The organism is Umezawaea endophytica (assembly GCF_025061645.1).
GTDB lineage: Bacteria > Actinomycetota > Actinomycetes > Mycobacteriales > Pseudonocardiaceae > Umezawaea > Umezawaea endophytica.
In genome coordinates, this window is sequence record NZ_JANYMP010000013.1 from 103,002 (window position 1) to 122,743 (window position 19,742).

Annotated in this window: 18 protein-coding genes and 1 pseudogene; 11 read left to right on the forward strand and 8 right to left on the reverse strand. The window is 72.0% G+C overall.

Going from position 1 to position 19,742, the window contains the following annotated elements:
* Positions 1 to 167 precede the first annotated feature (167 nt).
* The 3 genes from NZH93_RS26000 (at position 168) to NZH93_RS26010 (ending at position 3,253) form a co-directional block, all read left to right on the forward strand.
* The gene (locus tag NZH93_RS26000) at positions 168 to 596 is read left to right on the forward strand and encodes a Fur family transcriptional regulator (RefSeq protein WP_259625818.1); all 429 of its coding nucleotides are present in this window, start codon (positions 168 to 170) and stop codon (positions 594 to 596) included.
* Positions 597 to 620: 24 nt separating this feature from the next.
* The gene (gene katG, locus NZH93_RS26005) at positions 621 to 2,855 is read left to right on the forward strand and encodes a catalase/peroxidase HPI (protein WP_259625819.1); all 2,235 of its coding nucleotides are present in this window, start codon (positions 621 to 623) and stop codon (positions 2,853 to 2,855) included.
* A 143-nt stretch (positions 2,856 to 2,998) separates the two neighbouring features.
* Positions 2,999 to 3,253: a hypothetical protein gene (locus NZH93_RS26010; protein ID WP_259625820.1), complete on the forward strand. Its 255-nt coding sequence runs from the start codon at positions 2,999 to 3,001 to the stop codon at positions 3,251 to 3,253.
* Between the two features lie 4 nt (positions 3,254 to 3,257).
* Here NZH93_RS26010 and NZH93_RS26015 read toward each other — a convergent pair whose 3' ends face one another.
* Both NZH93_RS26015 and NZH93_RS26020 read right to left on the reverse strand, forming a co-directional pair.
* On the reverse strand, positions 3,258 to 3,851 hold the full coding sequence (locus tag NZH93_RS26015) for a TetR/AcrR family transcriptional regulator (RefSeq protein ID WP_259625821.1): 594 nt from the start codon (positions 3,849 to 3,851) through the stop codon (positions 3,258 to 3,260).
* Entirely contained in the window at positions 3,848 to 4,855 is a 1,008-nt protein-coding gene (locus NZH93_RS26020) for an agmatine deiminase family protein (RefSeq protein WP_259625822.1), read from the reverse strand. The genes NZH93_RS26015 and NZH93_RS26020 overlap by 4 nt, the downstream gene beginning before the upstream one ends.
* Before the next feature lie 204 nt (positions 4,856 to 5,059).
* On the opposite strand from NZH93_RS26020, the gene NZH93_RS26025 reads away from it, so the two are divergent.
* Positions 5,060 to 8,266, forward strand: coding sequence for a family 78 glycoside hydrolase catalytic domain (locus NZH93_RS26025; RefSeq protein WP_259625823.1), 3,207 nt, complete (start codon positions 5,060 to 5,062; stop codon positions 8,264 to 8,266).
* Here the strand turns inward: NZH93_RS26025 and NZH93_RS26030 are convergent.
* A complete protein-coding gene (locus NZH93_RS26030) occupies positions 8,263 to 8,877 on the reverse strand; it encodes a TetR/AcrR family transcriptional regulator (RefSeq protein ID WP_259625961.1) in 615 nt (204 codons plus the stop codon). The genes NZH93_RS26025 and NZH93_RS26030 overlap by 4 nt on opposite strands.
* A gap of 67 nt (positions 8,878 to 8,944) precedes the next feature.
* Here NZH93_RS26030 and NZH93_RS26035 point away from each other — a divergent pair, with 67 nt between their 5' ends.
* Entirely contained in the window at positions 8,945 to 9,877 is a 933-nt protein-coding gene (locus NZH93_RS26035; protein WP_259625824.1) for a DMT family transporter, read from the forward strand.
* A 6-nt stretch (positions 9,878 to 9,883) separates the two neighbouring features.
* On the opposite strand, the gene NZH93_RS26040 is transcribed toward NZH93_RS26035, so the two are convergent.
* Both NZH93_RS26040 and NZH93_RS26045 read right to left on the reverse strand, forming a co-directional pair.
* A complete protein-coding gene (locus NZH93_RS26040; protein ID WP_259625825.1) occupies positions 9,884 to 10,492 on the reverse strand; it encodes a TetR/AcrR family transcriptional regulator in 609 nt (202 codons plus the stop codon).
* A gap of 123 nt (positions 10,493 to 10,615) precedes the next feature.
* Positions 10,616 to 11,680 carry a Kelch repeat-containing protein gene (locus tag NZH93_RS26045; protein WP_259625826.1) on the reverse strand — a complete coding sequence of 355 codons (1,065 nt, stop codon included), beginning with the start codon at positions 11,678 to 11,680 and terminating at the stop codon, positions 10,616 to 10,618.
* Between the two features lie 117 nt (positions 11,681 to 11,797).
* Here NZH93_RS26045 and NZH93_RS26050 point away from each other — a divergent pair, with 117 nt between their 5' ends.
* Positions 11,798 to 12,730 (forward strand): LysR family transcriptional regulator, encoded by a 933-nt coding sequence (locus tag NZH93_RS26050; protein WP_259625827.1) that lies wholly within the window; start codon positions 11,798 to 11,800, stop codon positions 12,728 to 12,730.
* 180 nt (positions 12,731 to 12,910) lie between these two features.
* Here NZH93_RS26050 and NZH93_RS26055 read toward each other — a convergent pair whose 3' ends face one another.
* Positions 12,911 to 13,777 carry a hypothetical protein gene (locus tag NZH93_RS26055; RefSeq protein ID WP_259625828.1) on the reverse strand — a complete coding sequence of 289 codons (867 nt, stop codon included), beginning with the start codon at positions 13,775 to 13,777 and terminating at the stop codon, positions 12,911 to 12,913.
* A gap of 524 nt (positions 13,778 to 14,301) precedes the next feature.
* Here NZH93_RS26055 and NZH93_RS26060 point away from each other — a divergent pair.
* From NZH93_RS26060 to NZH93_RS26080, 5 genes are read left to right on the forward strand one after another with little or no spacing between them, the layout of a single operon-like run.
* Positions 14,302 to 14,964, forward strand: a complete 663-nt coding sequence (locus NZH93_RS26060; RefSeq protein WP_259625829.1) for a TasA family protein — start codon at positions 14,302 to 14,304, stop codon at positions 14,962 to 14,964.
* Between the two features lie 26 nt (positions 14,965 to 14,990).
* Positions 14,991 to 15,539: a hypothetical protein gene (locus NZH93_RS26065; protein WP_259625830.1), complete on the forward strand. Its 549-nt coding sequence runs from the start codon at positions 14,991 to 14,993 to the stop codon at positions 15,537 to 15,539.
* Between the two features lie 10 nt (positions 15,540 to 15,549).
* Positions 15,550 to 16,068 (forward strand): signal peptidase I, encoded by a 519-nt coding sequence (locus tag NZH93_RS26070; protein ID WP_259625831.1) that lies wholly within the window; start codon positions 15,550 to 15,552, stop codon positions 16,066 to 16,068.
* Between the two features lie 50 nt (positions 16,069 to 16,118).
* Positions 16,119 to 16,817: a response regulator transcription factor gene (locus tag NZH93_RS26075; protein ID WP_259625832.1), complete on the forward strand. Its 699-nt coding sequence runs from the start codon at positions 16,119 to 16,121 to the stop codon at positions 16,815 to 16,817.
* Entirely contained in the window at positions 16,814 to 17,182 is a 369-nt protein-coding gene (locus NZH93_RS26080) for a response regulator (protein ID WP_259625833.1), read from the forward strand. The genes NZH93_RS26075 and NZH93_RS26080 overlap by 4 nt, the downstream gene beginning before the upstream one ends.
* Positions 17,183 to 17,186: 4 nt before the next feature.
* Here NZH93_RS26080 and NZH93_RS26090 read toward each other — a convergent pair.
* Together NZH93_RS26090 and NZH93_RS26095 are read right to left on the reverse strand one after the other, a co-directional pair.
* Positions 17,187 to 18,418: pseudogene (locus NZH93_RS26090) on the reverse strand (GAF domain-containing sensor histidine kinase).
* A gap of 97 nt (positions 18,419 to 18,515) precedes the next feature.
* Positions 18,516 to 19,739: an MFS transporter gene (locus tag NZH93_RS26095; protein WP_259625835.1), complete on the reverse strand. Its 1,224-nt coding sequence runs from the start codon at positions 19,737 to 19,739 to the stop codon at positions 18,516 to 18,518.
* Positions 19,740 to 19,742 lie beyond the last annotated feature (3 nt).

Consider the following 19,742-nt stretch of genomic DNA (forward strand, 5'->3'; position numbering starts at 1 on the left):
TAGCGCAGTTCGAGCCCGGAGTGTGCCACGTCACATCCCCCAGGAGAAGGAACGCCTGCCTGCTTCTGGCCTACCGCCGCCGTGCCGGGTGCGCGGCGGTCGCCCGGCCGAACACCCGATGACCTGGATTCTTGATTGATTCCAGAAAGCAGGGCAGACTCCGGGGCGTGCCATCGCCAACGGACTTCGAGCGCCTGCTGCGAGGGGCCGCCCTGCGCGTGACCCGCCCTCGGCTCGCGGTGCTGTCCGCTGTGCACGACCACCCGCACGCCGACACGGATTCGATCATCGGTATCGTTCGTGAAGGACTCGGCGGGGTGTCCCACCAGGCCGTTTACGACGTCCTGCGGGCCCTGACCACGGCAGGCCTGCTGCGCCGCATCGAGCCCCAGGGCTCCGTGGCGCGCTACGAGGCGCGTGTCGGGGACAACCACCACCACGTCGTGTGCCGGTCGTGCGGCGCCATCGCCGACGTCGACTGCGCCGTCGGCGAAGCCCCCTGCCTGACCGCTTCCGACGACCACGGCTTCCTGGTCGAGGAGGCCGAGGTCATCTACTGGGGCCTGTGCCCCGAGTGCACCACCACTGCCGGTTAGTTCCTTTTGATCCTGGAGAATCCCGTGTCTGACAGTCCTGACGCCGTCGTTGGAGAGATGAACGAGGAGAGCGCGGGCGGCTGCCCCGTCTCCGCCGGGCGCCTCAACCACCCGACCGAGGGTGGCAGCAACCGGAGCTGGTGGCCGAACCAGCTCAACCTGTCGATCCTCCGCAAGCACTCCGCCGCGTCCGACCCCATGGGCGGTGACTTCGACTACGCCGCCGCGTTCGCCACCCTCGACCTCGACGCCCTCGCGCGCGACGTCGACGAGGTGCTGACGTCGTCGCAGGAGTGGTGGCCCGCCGACTTCGGCCACTACGGCCCGTTCATGATCCGGATGGCGTGGCACAGCGCGGGCACGTACCGCGTCGAGGACGGCCGCGGTGGCGCCGGTGCGGGCATGCAGCGCTTCGCGCCGCTGAATAGCTGGCCGGACAACGGCAACCTGGACAAGGCGCGCAGGCTGCTGTGGCCGGTCAAGAAGAAGTACGGCCGCACGATCTCGTGGGCCGACCTGATGATCTTCACGGGCAACCGCGCCCTGGAGACCATGGGGTTCAAGACCTTCGGCTTCGCAGGCGGCCGCGCGGACGTGTGGGAGCCCGACGAGGACGTGTACTGGGGCCCGGAGCGCACCTGGCTCGGCGACGAGCGCTACACCGGTGACCGCGAGCTGGAGAGCCCGCTCGCGGCCGTCCAGATGGGACTCATCTACGTCAACCCCGAGGGCCCCAACGCGAACCCGGACCCGCTGGCCTCGGCCCGCGACATCCGCGAGACCTTCGGGCGCATGGCGATGAACGACGAGGAGACCGTCGCGCTGATCGCGGGCGGCCACACGTTCGGCAAGACCCACGGCGCGGCGGACCCCGACCAGTACGTCGGCGCCGAGCCCGAGGGCGCGGCCATCGAGGAGCAGGGCCTCGGCTGGAAGAACACGTTCGGCAGCGGCAAGGGCCGCGACTCCATCACCAGCGGCCTCGAGGTCACCTGGACCGGGACGCCGACCCAGTGGGGTAACGGCTTCTTCGACAGCCTGTTCGGCTACGAGTGGGAGCTGTCCAAGAGCCCCGCGGGCGCCAACCAGTGGGTGGCGAAGGACGGCGCGGGCGCGAACACCATCCCGGACCCCGAGGACGGCACGCTCAACCGCCCGCCGACCATGCTGACGACCGACCTCGCGCTCCGGATCGACCCGGTGTACGAGCAGATCTCGCGGCGCTTCCACCAGAACCCCGACCAGTTCGCGGACGCGTTCGCCAGGGCGTGGTTCAAGCTGACGCACCGCGACATGGGCCCGATCCAGCGCTACCTCGGGCCGCTGGTCCCGCAGGAGACGCTCATCTGGCAGGACCCGGTGCCCGCCGTCGACCACGAACTGGTCGACGCGGACGACGTCGCCGCCCTCAAGGCGAAAATCCTCGACTCCGGCCTGTCGATCGCGCAGCTCGTCTCCACCGCGTGGGCGTCGGCCTCGACGTTCCGCGGCAGCGACAAGCGCGGCGGCGCGAACGGCGCCCGCATCCGCCTGGAGCCCCAGCGGAGCTGGGAGGTCAACGAGCCCGACACGCTCGCGCAGGTGCTGCGCGCGCTGGAGGGCGTGCAGGAGTCGTTCAACAGCGCCCAGACCGGCGGCAAGAAGGTCTCGCTGGCCGACCTCATCGTGCTCGGCGGCACCGCCGCCGTGGAGAAGGCCGCGAAGAACGCGGGCCACAACCTCCAGGTCCCGTTCACGGCCGGTCGCACCGACGCCACGCAGGAGCAGACCGACGCCGAGTCGTTCGCCCCGCTGGAGCCGACCATCGACGGGTTCCGCAACTACCGGGGCAAGGGCCACCGCCTCCCCTCGGAGTACCTGCTCGTCGATCGCGCGAACCTCCTCACCCTGACCGCGCCGGAGCTGACGGTCCTCGTGGGCGGCCTGCGCGTGCTGAACGCGAACCACCAGGGGTCCCAGGCGGGTGTCCTCACCACGACGCCCGAGTCGCTGACCAACGACTTCTTCGCGAACCTGCTCGACATGGGCGTCGAGTGGAAGGCGACGTCGGAGGACGCGGAGACCTTCGAGGGCCGCGACCGCGTCACCGGCGAGGTCCGGTGGACCGGGACCCGCGCCGACCTGGTCTTCGGCTCGAACTCCGAACTCCGCGCCGTCGCCGAGGTCTACGCGAGCGACGACTCGAAGGAGAAGTTCGCCCGTGACTTCGTCGCGGCGTGGACGAAGGTCATGGACCTCGACCGGTACGACCTGGTCTGATCCCCCGAGGTGGCCGGGTCGCCCCGGCCACCTCGACCCCCGTGGAGCAGCGGGCACGCCCGTCTAGATAATTGCCGTCGCTAGACATGTCTAGCGACGTGCGACATGCTAGACAGGCGTGCCCACCACTCCACGGAGGAACAATGCCCCGCGACAACGCCGCGCCCGTCACCCCGGACCTGCTCACCGCGGTCACCGCGTTGGCCGAGGCCGAGCGGAACCTGACGGCTCAGCTCGACGCGCTGGCCGTCGCCAGGACGGTCCGCCACGACGCCCACGCCCACCGCGACGCCCTGATCCACGCCGAACTGGACCGCAACGTCCCCGTCGTGGAGCTGTGCAAGGTGACGGGCCTGACCCGCGCCCGGATCTACCAGATCCGCGAGAACCGCCCCTGACGGCTCACCCGGCGGGAGGCGGGCACTCGGCGGCCAGCGCGGCGTCGACGTGGTCGTGGGCGGCGGCCGTCGTGAGCGCTCCGGTGAGCCACCGGTTGCTCAGCCCCTCGACCAGCGCGGTGAGCCGTTCCGCGGTCGAGTGGGGGTCGACGCCGGGGCGGATACCGCCGTCGGCCAGCCCACGGGTGATGCCGTCCGCGACAGCGGTGTTCCAGTGCTCGGTCGCGGTCCTCGCGATGGCGCGGAGGTCGGCTTCGAACACGGCCGACGCGCGGAACTCGTTCCACACCGCGGAGTTGTCCCGCACCTCGTCGGTGTCCTGGAACTCGCCGACCAACTCGTACCGCAACCGCTCCCTGCCGGTCAGTCCCGGCGGCGCGGTCGTGTACTCGTCGGCGCGGTCGCTGACGAACCGCATCGTCGCGGCCAGCAGGCCCGCCCGGCTGCCGAAGTAGTGGTACAGCAACGTGGTCGACACCCCGGCCCGGTCCGCGACCTCGTCCACCCGCAGGCCGCGCACGCCTCGCCGCGCGATGACGTGGCAGGTCGCGCGCAGCAGCGACGCCTTCCGCTCGGCGGGGCTCATCCGGGTCCTCACGCGACGGGCTCCTGCTGGGTCGCGCAGTGGATCCCGCCCCCGCCCTCGGCCAGCACGTCGATCCGCACCTGCACGACCGCCCGTCCGGGGTGGAGCGCCCCCAGCACGTCGGCGGCGTCCCGATCCGCCGCGACATCACCGAAAGCGGGCGCGATGACGGCGCCGTTGACCACGTAGTAGTTGATGTAGGAGGCGAGGAAGTCGTCCCCGCGCGGACCGAGCGCGTCCAGGTCCGGGTCGACGAGGTCGACCACGTCGAGTCCGTGGGCGGCGCAGACCTCCTTCATCGCCAGGTGGAGCGCGGTGTCCTCCGGCCTCGCCCACGGCCCCGGATCGGCGAGCACCACGGCACCGGGACCGGTGAACCGGACGAAGCCGTCGATGTGCCCGTCGGTGATGTCGGCCCCGCGAACGCCGGGGAACCAGATCACCTCCGAGACGCCCAGCAGGGCCTTCAGGTCGGCTTCCAGCTCGGCACGGGTCCGGCCGGGGTTGCGGTTGTCGTTGACGATCGAGCTCTCGGTGGCGATCAGCGCGCCCCGGCCGTCGACCTCCAGGCTGCCGCCCTCGGTCACCAGCGGCGCGACGATCCGCGGAACTCCTTGGTGCTCAAGGATTCGACGCGCGACCCGGCCGTCGGCGCGACACGCCTGCTTGCCGCCCCACCCGGTGAAGTTGGTGTCCACCCCCGCCAAGCCACCGGGCGTGCGCACGAACGTCGGCCCGGTGTCCCGCATCCACAGGTCGTCGACCGGGATCGGCAGCACCTCGACCGCGCCACCGCACACCCGACGCGCGCCGCTCACGTCCGCCGGGTCGACCACGAGCACGACCGGCTCGAAGTCGGCGACCGCCCGCGCGATCCCGGCGACGTCCCGCCGCACGGCGGCCAGGTCGGCTCCCCACGGCCCGCTCCGCGACGGCCACGCCATGAAGGTACGGGCGTGCGGCTCACCTTCCGCGGGCATCCACGACGGCACGTCCGGCCCGAGGCCCTGGGGCACCACTACCTCCGTTGTTTACTGAATTTTCAGTAAGTAAGGCCACCGTACGGCATCCGCGGGAGCCCGTCCCCCTGCGGCGAGGACCTGGCAGGCACCGGCTATGAGCCTTGTCACACCACGCGCGGCCCTATAACGTGACCCCGTGCCGCTCGACTGAAACGTTTCAATCCATCGGACGGCGCGCCACGACGGAGGAGAAGTGCGATGCGATCTCGGGTGGCTGGAGCACTGGTCGTGCTGGCGGTCGTGCTGACCGCACCGGTGCTGGCGACGGCTCCGGGCCTGGCCACCGGTGGTCACGTCGGCAGGTCCACCGGGCTGGAGGTCGGGCACCTCGCGGTCGAGCACCAGGAGAACCCCCTCGGCGTCGACGCGGCCGTGCCCCGGTTGAGCTGGGTGTCGAAATCGGACGACGTCGGCGCGCGGCAGTCGGCGTACCAGGTGCAGGTGTCGTCGTCGCCGAACGGCGGCGGCGACGTGTGGGACAGCGGCCGGGTGTCGTCGGCGAAGTCGTTCGACGTCGAGTACGCCGGGCCCGACCTGCGCTCGCGCACCCGGTACCACTGGCGCGTCCGCGTCTGGGACGCGAACCGGCGGGCGTCGGCGTGGAGCGGGGCGGCCTGGTTCGAGACCGCTTTCCTGAAGCAGCAGGACTTCCACGGCGACTGGATCGGCGCACGCGCGGAGCGGGCCACCGTCTCGCTCCAGGGCGCGAACTGGATCTGGTACCCCCAGGGCAATCCCGCCGAGTCCGCCCCGGTCGGCACCCGGTACTTCCGGCGGACGTTCGACCTGCCCGCCAACGCCGTCGTCACCGCGGCGAACTTCCAGCTCACCGCCGACGACAGCTTCTCCCTCCACGTCAACGGAACGGACGCCGCGCGCTCGCCGCAGGTCAACGACTCGTGGCGGTCGGCTGTCGACGTCGACCTCACGGCCGCACTGCGGCCGGGGCGCAACACCATCGCCGTCCAGGCCGCCAACGCCCAACCCGGCCCGTCCGGGCTCGTCGGCAAGCTCCACGTCGAACTCTCGGGCGCGAACCCGGTCGACATCGTCACCGACGCCGCGTGGAAGTCGTCCGAAGTGGACGAAGCGGGGTGGCGGCAGGCGGACTTCGACGACTCGGCGTGGCCACCGGCACTGGTCGCCGCGGCGTACGGATCGGGCCCCTGGGGGAACTCCGTCACGACGGCGCCTCCGGCGGAACCGCTGCTGCGCAAAGACTTCACGGCGGTGAAGCGGATCAGGTCCGCCCGCGCCTACGTCATCGGCCTCGGCTACTACAAGCTCTACCTCAACGGCAGGCGGGTGGGTGACCACGAGCTCGACCCGGCGTTCACCGTCTACGACAAGACCGGCCTCTACGCGACGTACGACGTGACCAAGGAGCTGCGGGCCGGGGGCAACGCGATCGGCGTGAGCCTGGGTCGCGGCTACTACGCCATGACGAACCCGGACGAGTGGCTGACCTCGCCGTGGAGCGGCGAGCCGAAGCTGAAGCTCCAACTCGACATCACCTACGTGGACGGCACGAGCGCACAGGTCGTCAGCGACGGGAGCTGGAAGACCGCCGACGGCCCCACCACGTCGGAATCGCTGTGGTTCGGCGAGACCCACGACGCCCGCCTCGACCAGCCGGGCTGGAACCGGGCCGGGTTCGACGACTCCGCCTGGCGCCCCGCCCGGCTCGTCCCCGCGCTCGCGGGTGAGCTGAAGGCCCAGTCGTTCCCGCCGATCAAGGTCACCGACACGCTGAAAGCCGGGAAGGTCACCACCCCCGCCACCGGAACGACGGTCCACGACTACGGCACCCCGACGGCGGGGTGGGCGGGCGTCGCCGTGAACGGCCCGGCGGGCTCGCAGGTGACGATCACCTACGGCGAGAAGCTGAAGGCCGACGGCACGGTCGACAACGTCGGCGGCTTCGGCATGCAGCTCCAGAAGTACACCTACGTCCTGAAGGGCGGCGGCCCGGAGTCGTTCACGCCGAGCTACACCTACGCCGGGTTCCAGTACGTCCAGGTCACCGCGCCCGCGGAGGTCGCCGTCACGTCGGTGACCGCGCAGCGCGTCCACACGGCGGTCGCCAAGACCGGTGACTTCACCAGTTCGAGCGACCTGCTCAACCGCTACCACGTCGCGCAGGCGAACACGATCCTCAACAACCTGCACTCGGTGCCGACCGACACCCCGATGTACGAGAAGCGGCCCTACACCGCCGACGGCCTGCTGGCCGCCGACTCGGCCATCGCGAGCTTCGACATGCGGGACTTCTACGAGAACTGGATGCGCGCCCACCGGGACGACCAGACGCCCGAGGGGAACATCGGCCAGACCGTGCCGGGGACCGTGGGGGCGAAGGAGGTCGTCGACCCGGTGTGGACCGCGAGCTTCGTGCTCGTCAACCGCGACCTCTACTGGTACTACGGCGACATCCGGCCGCTGCGGGACAACTACGAGTCGATGAAGGCGTGGCTCGGGTTCTTCGAGGGGAAGATCGCGGGCACCGGCTACGTCTACACCGGCGGCAGCTACGCCGACTGGCTCTCACCGGGTTTCGCCATGCCACCCGAGGGCGCGCGGCTCGCGGGCACGGCGTACCTCCACAAGACCACCACGGCGATGGCGGAGATCGCCCGCGCCCTCGGGCGCGACGCCGACGCGACGCGCTTCGACGGCTTGGCCACCACGATCGCCAACGCCTTCAACGCCACGTTCTTCGACGCGGCGAAGGGCGCGTACTACGACGACCCCGCGGCGGGGTACCGCCAGACCTCCAACCTGCTGCCGCTGAGCCTCGGCATCGTCCGGGAGGAGAACCACGCCGCCGTGGTCGCGAACCTCGTCGCCGACGTCAACGGCCGTGGCGTCCACCTGAACACCGGCGCGCTGGGCACCAAGCTCATCCTCCCGGTCCTCACCGACACCGGGAACTCCGACCTCGCCTACCGCGTCGCGACGAACCCGACGTACCCCGGCTGGGGCCACTGGTTCCAGGCCCTGGGCGCCACCACCATGTGGGAGGAGTGGCCCGCCGGGTCGCGTTCCCGGCAGCACGCTTTCATGGGCACCGTCGACGACTGGCTGTACCAGCGCGTCGCGGGCATCGAGCCCGCGGCACCGGGCTACACCGCGGTCAAGGTCCAGCCCTTCCCCGTCGGCGACCTGAAGCGCGCCTCCGCCGAGGTCACGTCCCCGCTGGGCCAGGTGCGCTCGTCGTGGACCCGTGACAGGGGCCTGTTCACCTTGCGGGTGACCATTCCCGTCGGCGCGACGGGCGAGGTCCTCGTGCCGGTCCGCGACGGGCAGCGGGTCACCGCTCCGGCCGGTGCGGCGTTCGTCGAGAAGCAGAACGGCTACGCCGCCTACCGGGTGGGCTCCGGGTCCTACGAGTTCAAGTCCTCTTAGGACACCCGCTCGGCGGCGGCCATCGCGACCAGTGCCGAGGACCGCGCTTCCTCCACCGCGAGGGGATTGGCCCCCGCGGTGAGGACGACGAGCGTCCCCTCGTAGAGCAGGTGCAGGTGAGCACCAAGGGCGGCGTCGCCCGCGAGGGTGTCGAACAGGGTGCGCATCCACGCCTTCTCGGCGCGGATGACGGGCACGGCCGGGTGGTCGCCGTCGCCGAGTTCGGCGTAGGCGTTGACGAAGGCGCACCCGCGCCGCTGCGTCCCCATCCACGTCCGCACCACGTCGAAGACCAGCAGCACCTGCTCGCCGCGGTCCGCCGCGTCCGCGTCGGCGAGCCGGGCCAGCAGGTGCTCGCGCCACCGGTGGGCCCGCCGCAGCAGGTACAGCGCGACGAGGGTGTCCTTGGAGCCGAACCTGTCGTAGAGGGTCTTCTTGGTGGTCCCGGCGGTCTCGGCGATCAGGTCCACGCCGACGGCGCGCACCCCGCGGTCGTAGAACAGGTCGCTGGCCGCGTCCAGCAGCCGCGTGCCCGCGTCGGTCATCGCGGGCAGCGGCCGCAACACCGGGCGCAGCGCGGCGGGCGTGGTCTCGTCGAGCGTGGTCGGCATCAACGGCACGGGTCCTCCTCGGTCGGTGCACTGCGAGTATACCAACCGGTATGGTTACCTGGCGGCCATGGACACGACACCCCGAGGACGAGGGACCGCCCCGCTGCGCGGTGCCGCCCTGGTCGTGGTGTGGAGCTCGGGCTTCATCGGCGCCGAGCTGGGCGCCCGGCACGCCCCACCGGACACCCTGCTGACCTGGCGCTGCCTGGCGACGGCCGTCGTCCTGCTCCCCTGGGCGGTGCGCGCGGCCACCCGCCTGAGCCGACGGGACTGGCTGCGCCAAGCCGTGTTGGCCCTGCTGTGCCAGTGCTTCTACCTGGGAGGCGTCTTCTGGGCCGCCGCCGCGGGGGTCCCCGCGGGCACGTCCGCCCTGATCGCCTCCCTGCAACCCGCCCTGGTGCTCACCGCCGCCGTCCTGCTCGACTCGCGGCGGGTGCGGCCGGTCCACCTCGCGGGCCTGGCACTCGGCACGACCGGCGTCGCACTGACCGCGGCCGGGGACCTCAGCTCGGGGGTCACCGCCGCGGCGCTGTTCCTCCCGCTGGCGGCCATGCTGTCCCTGACCGCCGGAACGCTGCTGCGCGAGCGCTGGCCCACCCCACCCCTGATGCAGACCCTGGCCGTCCAGTCCGCCTTCACCGCGGTCTTCTTCACCACCGGCACGGCCGCGGCGGGCCACCTCGCTCCCCCACCGACCACCGGCTTCTGGACGGCGGTGGCCTGGGCGACCGTGGCGGGCATCGGCAGCTACGGCCTCTACTACCTGGTCACCACCCACGACGGGGCGACCCGCGCCAGCACCCTCCTCTACCTGACCCCGGCCGCCACCGCCCTGTGGGCGGCACCGATGTTCACCCAGCCCGTCCGCACCACGACGGTGGTCGGCCTGCTCATCAGCGCGGTCGCGGTCACCCTCCTCCGCACGCCCCCGTCCGGACGGGAGGAGGCGGGTGGACCAGACCCGGTTCGTCCTGGGCGCGCCGCGGGAACGGGCGCCTGACCGTCCTCAGGAGAGCGGCCAAGTGCTCAGGGCGGCGTCGGCCATGTCCTGGAGTTCGTCGCGGCCGACCCCACTGGCGGCTTGCACGGCGATGCCGAACGACAACGTGGTGATGTAGCGGGCGAGCAGCGCCGGACTGGCCCCCGGAGGCAGGTCGCCCTCGTCGACGGCCCGTTGGAACCGCTCGCGGATGCTGGAGAAACCGTTGTCGCGCCAGGCGATCAGGACGTCCCGGACCTCACTCCCGGAGTCGCTGGTGGCCAGGGCGCCCTGGACGCCGAGGCACCCGTGGGGATTCGCCGGGAGCGTGGTGGTCCGCACGGTGCCCGCCAGGATCGCGGTGGCGACGCCGAGCGAGGTCGACTCCTCCAGCGCTTCGGCCAGGTACGCGCTGGGGCCCTCGGTGTAGCGCTCCAGCACCTTGCGGAACAACGCCTCCTTGTTGCCGAAGGTCGCGTACATGCTGGTGGTGGAGATGCCCATCGCCTCGGTCAGCGCGGCCAGGCTCGCGCCCTCGTAGCCGTGCTGCCAGAACACCAGCATGGCGCGCTCGAGGGCCTCGTCGGCGTCGAACCCCCGCGGTCGACCGGTCGGACGGCGCTGGTTGGTCTCCACGCCGTCAGCCTACGCTTCCGCAGCGATCGATGCGGAACGTGCTGCCGAGCGCCGTGCGGCCGGTGGCACGCACGTGGTCGTCACCGAAGAGCGCTCCGACGCCCTCTTCGACATCGACGAACATCAGCCCCGCGGCCGGTACGAGTCGTTGACGGCCACGACTGCGGCGCCGCCGCCCGCGGTCCCACCGCCGGGGACGTAGATCGTGTCGCCCACGGCCACGGCCGCGGTGCCGTGGCGGGGAACGGGCATCGGGGCGAGCCGCTGCCAGCGGTCGTGAGCGGTGTCGTAGGCCTCGTTCTCGGCGAACACGCTGCCCGACCCCGGCGCGGGGTTGCCCTCGCCGCCGAGCGCGTAGATCTTCGTGCCGACGACGGCGGTCGCGATGCCCCCGCGGGCGGTGGGCATCGGCGCGCGTTCGGTCCACCGGCGGGTGGCCAGGTCGAGCGCGTAGACGGTGTCCCGGACGTTGACCTGACCGCGGTCCCGGCCGCCGAGCACGTAGAGGGCACCACCGATGACGGCGCCGCCGACGTGGTCCCTGGCCTGGGGCAGGCTGGGCAGGGTCTCCCAGCGGCCGGTCAGCACGTCGTAGGACGACACGGTGTCGACCGTGTCCTGCACACCGCCGGGTCCGGGGGTCAGCGTGCGCATCCCGCCCGCCAGGTAGATCTTCGTCCCCCGCGTGCCCACGGCGGCGCTGCCCCTCTCGGTGCCCTCGGGCATCGGCGGGAGCGCGGTCCACCTGTCCGTCGCGGGGTGGTAGACGAAGCTGTCGCGGGCGGCCTGCCACGACGCGCCGCCGCCCAGTCCACCGAGGACGTAGATCCGGCCGCGGATGGTGGCGACGTTGGGGTGGTTCAGGACGACCGGCAGCGGTGCCGCCTCCGACCACGTGCCGCGCCGGGTGTCGTAGACCTCGACCCGGTCGGTCGTGGTGACCCCGCCCGCGGCGTCGGGGACGATGCCGCCCAGGACGTAGACCTTGCCGTTGACGGCGGTGACGCTGTGCTCCTGCCGGGGCCCGGTCCCGATCGGCGCCAGCCCGCGCCAGCCGTCGGTGTACGTCGGCGTGGTGACGACCGGACCGCTCACCGGCGGCGCGACCGGGTGGTCCGGATGGGCGTGTGCGGTCCCGGACGCCATCAGCAGGGCGATGGCGAGGGGCAGGACTGGTCGCAGTCGCATCATGTCCTCCAGTGAGTGGATCAACGCGTCCAGCCTGTCGCGAACCCCGCTATCCGTCCAATGCATACTGGTTACGTGAATTATGCGCCGCACGCATACTCGGCGTAGCCTGGAATCGTGACCGACCTGCGCAACGCCGACCTGAACCTGCTCACCGCGCTGGCGGTGCTGCTGGAGGAGCGGCACGTCTCGCGCGCGGCCAACCGCCTCCACCTCAGCCAGCCCGCGATGAGCCGCACCCTGCACCGGCTGCGCGACACGTTCGGCGACGAGCTGCTCGTCCGCACCCGCCACGGCTACGAACCCACCGTGCGCGGCCACCAGCTCCAGTGGGAACTGGCCGACCTCCTGCCGCGCCTGGAAACCCTGTTGCGGGGCAACGGGTTCGACCCGGCGACCGCCACCGCCGCGTTCCACGTCCACTGCACGGACTACGCGACCAGCGTCCTCGGACCCGCGGTATTCCAACGGGTCTCTCGTGAAGCGCCGCGGATCTCGTTGACCGTCGAGCCGCTGAGCGACCGCTCCTTCGCGGACGTGGAGCAGGGCCGGGTCGGACTGGTGCTCTCCGGCGTGGTGGCTCCCGAGTCGCTGCACTGGGAGACCTTGTTCGAAGAGGACTTCGTGTGCCTGCTCGCGCACGACCACCCCGCGACGGGCGACCGCCTCACGCTCGCCGACTTCGGCCGCTACCCCCACGTGGTCGTCGTGGTGCTCGACGGCGAGCAGACGATGGTGGACCGGCGGCTCGCCGAACTGGGGCGGCGCAGGTTCGCGGGGCTGCGCGTGCCGTACTTCTCCGCCGCGCCCGCGGCCCTGCCGGGCACGGACCTCGTCGCCACCCTGCCGAGACGGGGTGCCGCGCCCTACCTCGACGACCCGGCGTACCGCGTGGTCGAGGCACCGGTGGAGATCCAGCCGTTCCCGTACGGCATCGCCTGGCACCCGCGCGTCGACGGCGACCCCGCGCACCAGTGGCTCAGGAAGGTCCTGCGCGACGCCGCCGCGGAGACCACGCGGACGAAGCCCGCGCCGAGGCGACCGAGCTGACCCCGACGCTACCGAGATCGAGGCCGCCCGCGCACGCCCGACGCCGTGGAGCCCGGAAATCGCGCCCGATCCGTTGCCGGGCAAGGAAAAAGCAGGAGCCCCCGTGATCGGGGACTCCTGCCGGTGGTCGGTCGAGCGGGCCGTCGTCACGGAGGTTCCCGTGACGCGGCGCGCCGTTCCTCAGTCGCGGGCCAGTCTCACCGCGACCGCGTCCACGATCGCGTCCGCCTTCTCCTGGTTCTCCTCGCCCAACTCCTCGCGCACGGCCACGCGCAGCTCCGCCACGGCCTGCTGCGCGATCATCTTCGCCTGCGTCGAGGAGTTCGCCTTGACGGCGTCGTCCACGATCCGGCGGAGCTCTTCCGCGGACACGTCCTTGTCCGCGGTCACGACCGCCGCGAGCGCGTCGAGCTTCGCCAGCAGCGCGGCCGTGTTGGCGGCGCTCTGCGCGGCGTACTCGTTGCTCCACGTCAGCCACTGGCCTGCGGAGAAGGTCACGCCCTCGTGGTTCGTGATCTGGTCGTTGAAGCTCACGTCGTCTCCGTTCGAGTTGTCGACACCGGGCCAGTAGTCGAGCACGGCGCTGAGGTCGTAGTGCTGGCCCGTCTCCCAGGGGCCCGCGGGCTTGCCGGGCACGGCGCCGGGGTGGGCGTACTGCTTCGCGACAGCGCCGTCCGGGACCGCCACGACGCCGTCGTAGTGCGCCACCCACCAGTGCGGGTGCGGGACGCCGGCGCGGTCGAACTCGGCCCTCGTGGGGCCCCAGTCGTTGTGCTGGTTCACGTACACGGTCGGATCGATGCCCGCGTTGCGCGCGGCCACCACCAGGGGGACCACGTTGCGCGGCGGCCAGATGCAGCCGACCTCGACGTCGAACACCTCCGCCACGTGCGTCGCCCCGATCGCCGAGATCCGCACCCGGACCGAGTTGGGGAAGCGGGCCCAGTCCGCCGAGGACCAGGCGAAGCGCCCGTCCACGTAGCCCGCGACCATCTCGGCGTCGGTCGGGATGGCGCCGGCGCTCACGGAGTCGTACATCCTGCGCATGTGTCACTCCTCGGATCTTGGTCGGCCTCATCGGCGGCGTGGAGAACTGGTGGACCACCCGCACGAGTGCGGTGACAGAGAACGGAACCAGCGCGCACTATTGCGGTCCCCGTCCGAAGTGGACATCAACGACCTCGATTCTCGTTGGTGGGCAACACGGGTTCTCATCGGATCCGCGCACAGCGCGTTACCAGTGGCGCCACGCCGGGAGCGCGGCCGACCGCTGCTGGACCGCGACCCGCATCCGAGCGATCAGGGCGCCGTCGTCGACCACCAGGGTCCCGCGGCGACCGGCCCGCCTGCCGAGCCGCAGCCCCTGGCGTAGCTGACGATCACCTCCTGGGTACCAGGACGTGGCCGAAGTAGCCAGCGGTCTACAACAAGTCGCTGGTGGGGAATGCCCTCGCGATCAGCTCCGGAAACTTGACGGGAGCTTGAGGAACGGCGGAGGGAGGCCAGAGGTCCGTCTCGGATGCTCATTCCAACGCACCGCGACAGGCGAGGCAGACCGACAAGGACACAGCATGGCGAACCACGCCCTCCCCGCTCCCCGCCGCCGCCGTTCCGCCTGGCGGCCGGTCGCGTTCGCCGCCATCGCGGTGGCCGCCGTCGTCGCGGTCGGAGGCGGTGTCTGGGCCACCCTCAGCGCCACGACGGCCAACGGGACGCCCGAGCAGGTGACCACCGGCACGCTGAAGCTGACGATGGCGGCCAACGGCTCCGGGTTCGACCAAGCCATCGCCAACATGGCGCCCGGCGACACCGTCAACCGGTACGTCGACCTCACCAGCGGCGGCACGCTGGACGCGCAGGCGCTGACGCTCCAGGTAGCGGCGACCGGCTCGGCCAACCTGGTCACCGACGGCGCCACCACGAAGGCGCTGCGGGTCACCGTGCGGCAGTGCACGAACGGCACGTGGACCCCCGCGACCGGCGTGTGCGGCGGAACCCCGACGACGCTGCTGGCCGCGACCCCGCTCAGCACCCTGACGGGCGCGCAGTCGCTGATCCCCGGCGTGGTGGCCGCGGGCACCGTGCAGCGCCTCCAGATCTCGGTGCAGTTGCCCGACCAGACCGAGACCACGGTCAACGGCGTCCGGCCCGCCGCGACGATCCAGGGGCTGACCGCGAACCTGACCTACACCTTCGCCGAGGCCCAGCGCACGGCCACCACCACCAACTCCTGATCGACGAGCCCAGGGGGAGCAGGCAGATGTCGAAGCGGGTCGCGGTGGTGATCGGGACGGCCGTCGCGCTGGCCGCGGCCGTCCCCGGCGCCGCCGCCGCGGGCACCGGCGCGGCGAGCGCGGGCGCCCCGGTCGGCTCCGGCAGCCTCTCCTGGTCCGCGGTGCTGGTCGACAGCGCCGGCGTCGCCCAGACCGGCAAGCCGCTCACGGCGGCGTGGACGGCGCTGGGTGACCGCGCGCCGCGGTTCGGCAGCGTCCGCAACACCGGCACGGCGGCGCTGACCGGCCAGACCTACACCGCGTCGGTCAGCGGCCTGCTGCCGAGCCCGGTCCGGGTGGACGCGTGCGTCGGCGCCGCGTGGAACACGGCCGCGAACACCTGCGCCGGGACGGTGACCACCCTGGTGCTCTCCTCGGCGGGAACCGCGTCTCCTGCCACGGCCCTAGCGGTCGGCGGCCAGCTCGGCATCCGCGTCAGCCTCACGGGAGGCCTCAGCGGCAACACCAACGCCACCATCGGCGTCTCCGTCGCCAACAACGCGCACATCCGCACCGCCACCACCACCAACTCCTAGGAGACCCGAAATGGCCGGAGCACACGCCGCGACCGAACGCCGCACGTCGAGGCGCCTACCCGGTGTCGTCCTCGCGGTGCTCGCGCTGGCCGCGGTCGCGGGTGCCGTGCTCGTCGTCGGCTTCCGGGTCGGTTTCGCGCCGGTGCTCTCGCCGAGCATGTCCCCCGCGTTCGATCCGGGAGCCCTGCTCGTCACCCGTCCGATCGATGCTCGATCGGTTGAAGTTGGCGACGTCGTGGTGCTGCCCCGACCGGACGCCCCCGGCGAGCGGTTCGCGCACCGGGTCGTCGAGGTGGACCTGTCCCGCGCCGAGCCGCTGCTGCGCACCAAGGGTGACAACAACACCGCCGCCGACCCCCAGCAACTGCGCATCACCTCGGAGACCGTGCCCGTCGTGCTCGCCGACGTGCCGTGGATCGGCCGGGTCGCGCTGCTGGGCCAGTACGCCTGGCTCAAGGTCGCGCTGATCGTGTTCGCGGGCCTGTGCGTGCTCGTGGCGGCGAAACGAGCGCTCCGGGACCGGCGGTGACCGGTTCCGCGGCCGAGCCGAGGTCGGGAGGTCTGGGCAGAATCCCGTCCATGGCGAGGGTACTGGTCGTGGAGGACACGGAGAGCATCCGCGAGATCGTCGAGATGGCGCTCACCGATGCCTGCTTCGACGTGCGCTCCGCGGGCGACGGCGACAGCGCGCTGCTGGAACTGCGCGCCTGGCAGCCGGACGTGGTGGTCCTGGACCTCAACATCCCCGGCCCGAACGGGCTGGAGGTGTGCTCGCGGCTGCGCGACTTCTCCAACGCCTACGTGCTGATGCTGACGGCCAGGGTGGACGAGGTCGACAAGCTCGTCGGGCTCTCCACCGGCGCCGACGACTACCTGACCAAGCCGTTCTCGCCCCGCGAGCTGGTGGCCAGGATCCAGGCCATGCTGCGCAGGCCGAAGGCCCTGGGCGCCACCCCGGCCGCGCCGGTCCCGACCGAACGGGTCGTCGGACCGGTGCGGCTGGACGTGCAGGCGCACGAGGTCACGGTGGACGGCGCGCACGTCGAGCTGACCAAGCTGGAGTTCGCGCTGCTGGACCTGCTGACCGAGAACGTGCGCCTGGTCCGCACCCGCGACCAGCTCCGACGGCGCGCGTGGGGTGAGCCGTGGCTCGCCGACGACCACGCGGTGGACGTGCACCTGTCCAACCTGCGGCGCAAGCTCGCGAGCGCGGGCGCGACCGGGTTCATCGCCACCGTGCGCGGCGTCGGCTACCGGGTGAACCGGGACGCGTTGTGAAGACCCTGCTGGTCGTGGACGACGACCCGGACGTGCTGGAGGTGCTCAGCCTGTCGCTGGGCTTCCGGGACGGCTGGCTTGTCGAGACGGCAGGCGGTGGGGAGGAGGCGCTGCGCCGGTGCCTGACCGGAGGGGTCGACGCGGTGCTGCTGGACGTGGAGATGCCGGGGCTGGACGGCCGCCGCACCCTCCGCGCGCTGCGGGAGGCCGCGCAGCTCGGCGCGCTGCCGGTGGTGTTCATCACCGCCGCGCCGGACCTGGAGTCGGAGCTGCGGGAGCTGGGCGCGCTGGCCGTGCTGAGCAAGCCGTTCGACCCGCTGCGGATCGCCGACGACCTGGCCCTCGTGCTGGACTGGGTGGCCTAGGCGGCTACCACCACGGCCGGTCCGTGTCGGGTCCGGCCACCGGCAGCACCACGGTGAACGTGCTGCCCTCCCCCACCGTCGAGCGGACCCCGACGCTGCCGCCGTGGGCCTCGGCGATGCCGCGGGTGATCGACAGCCCGAGCCCGACGCCGTTCGCGCTCGCGCCTTCGAGCTGCACGAACGGCTCGAAGATGCGGTCGACGTCGTGCTGCGGCACCCCCGGTCCCGGACCGACACCTCGACGCGGTCGTCCGCGCGGGTGCAGCAGACCGAGACGGTGCTGCCCGCGGGCGCGAACTTCACCGCGTTGGCCAGCAGGTTCGTGAACACCTGCACCAGCTTGTCGAGGTCGCCGCGAACGGCGCACGACACGCACTCGGCCTCCAGCGCCACCCCGGCCCCGTCGGCGACGCCCTCCACGGCGTGCACCGCGTTCTCGACCGCCTCGCCCACCTCCACGTCGGCCAGCGTGAGCCGCAGACCGCTCTGCACCCTGGTCAGGTCCAGCACGTCGTTGGACAGCCTGATGAGCCGGTCGGTGTTCTTCGCCGCGATCGTCACCAGCCGCTCCACGCGCTGGTCGAGCGTCCCGAACCGCCCCGAGCCCACCAGCTCCAGCGACCCGTGGATCGACGTCAGCGGGGTGCGCAGCTCGTGGCTGATCACCGAGATGAACTCGGCGCGCACGTCCCGCGCCTGCGCGCTGTCCCGGTGGGCCGCGGCCACGGCGTACTCCACCTCGACCCAACTCCCCAGGTCGCGCAGCCGCTGCCTGCCCTCGACACCGAGTTCCCGCGGCCTCCGGTCGACCAGGCACAGCGTCCCCACCCGGTGCCCAGACGGCCCCCTGACCGGCTGGCCCGCGTAGAACCGGATGTGCGGCGGGCCCTGCACCATCGGGTTGTCGGTGAAGCGCGGGTCACACGTGGCGTCCGGGACCTCCATCAGGTCCGCGCTCTCGATCGCCTTGGAGCAGAAGGACTCGCTGCGCGGCCCCCCGCGGGCGTCCAGGCCCAGCCGCGACTTGAACCACTGCCGGTCGAGGTCCACCAGCGACACCAGCACGATCGGCACGTCGAACAGGTGCTGGGCCAGCCTGGTGATCCGGTCGAACCGCTCCTCGGCGGGTGTGTCCAGCAGCTTCGACGACCGCACGGCGGCCGTGCGCTCCAACTCCGCGTCCCACGCCGTCCTGACCACGACGCGCACCTCCCGGATCGCGCTCGGCCGCGACACCCGATGCCCGCAGACCGCCCGCGACCGCGCTCACGCCGTGATCGCGCGGCAGGCCGCAAACCACACCTTCGGGTGACTTCACCACCCGTGCGCCTCGTCAGGTCGATCGCCAGTTGAACGGGTTCCTGGTGAGCGCCAGCAGGACAGCGCTGGCCACGCCCAGCGCGCCCGCGGTGAGCAGGACGCCGGTGGTGCCGACGAGGGTGGCGGTGGTGCCCGCCAGGGCGGTGAAGACGATGATGCAGATGTCCTGGCCGCTGCGGGTGAAGCCGATGACGCGGCCGTGGAGGTGCGGTGGGGCGCCCTCGTGCAGGTTCGTCATCAGGATGATGTTGAGGATGTTCCACGCCCAGCCGCCCGCGGCGCGCAGGATCGCGGCGAGGGCGAGCCAGGGGACGGTGGGCAGGAGGCCCATCGCCAGCCCGATGACGGCGAGGCAGAGGACGGTGGACCACTTCGCCGAGACCCGCCTGCCGAGCAGGCCGACGGTGAAGCCGCCGAGGATGGCGCCGACGGCGGTGAAGGTGTTGATGATCCCGTAGCCGCGCGGGCCCGCGTGCAGGATTTCCGTGGCGTAGACGACCACGAGGGTGTTGCCCGTGCCGACGATGATGCCGATGACGCACTGCACCAGGAAGGACGTCCGGACGGCGGGCGTGCGCCGGGCGTAGGCGAGGATGCCGGTCGCCGGGGCGGTGCCCGACTCGTCGTCCGCCCTCCGCCCGTGGACCCGGCTGTGCGCGGGCAGGGCGGCGAACGTGGCCGCGGCGGAGAGGACGAACGTGGCGGCGTTGATCAGGTAGGCCTCGCGGGTGTGGCCGAGGGCGACCATGGTGCCGCCGAGGAACGGTCCGGCGAGCTGGCCGAGCCTGCGGCTGGACATGACCACGGCGTTGGCCCGCAGCAGCGCGACCGGCTCGGCGAGCGGGACGCAGGCCTGCTGCCCGACCAGCAGCGCCCGCCCGCTGAGCCCGACCACCAGCGAGAGCGCGGCGACGGCCGGAAGCGCTGTGGCGTAGGCGAAGACGACGACGAGGGCCGCGGTGACGAGGTTGCCGAGGACGAGCCAGGCCCGTGCGGGGAGCCGGTCGATCAGCGTGCCGCCGAGCACCGCGCCGACCAGGTTGCCGATGCTGAAGGCGACGAGGACGAAGCCGACGGTGCGCGCGGACCCGGTCGACACGTACAGGCCCGCGGTGAACGCCACGAGGAACAGCACGTCGCCGAACTCGGACAGGCCCGCACCGACGGCGAGCGCAGCCAGGCGGGAGTTGACGCCCCTGCGGGTCCGCCGGGTGGTCGGCGCGTCAGGCGTTGTCATGAC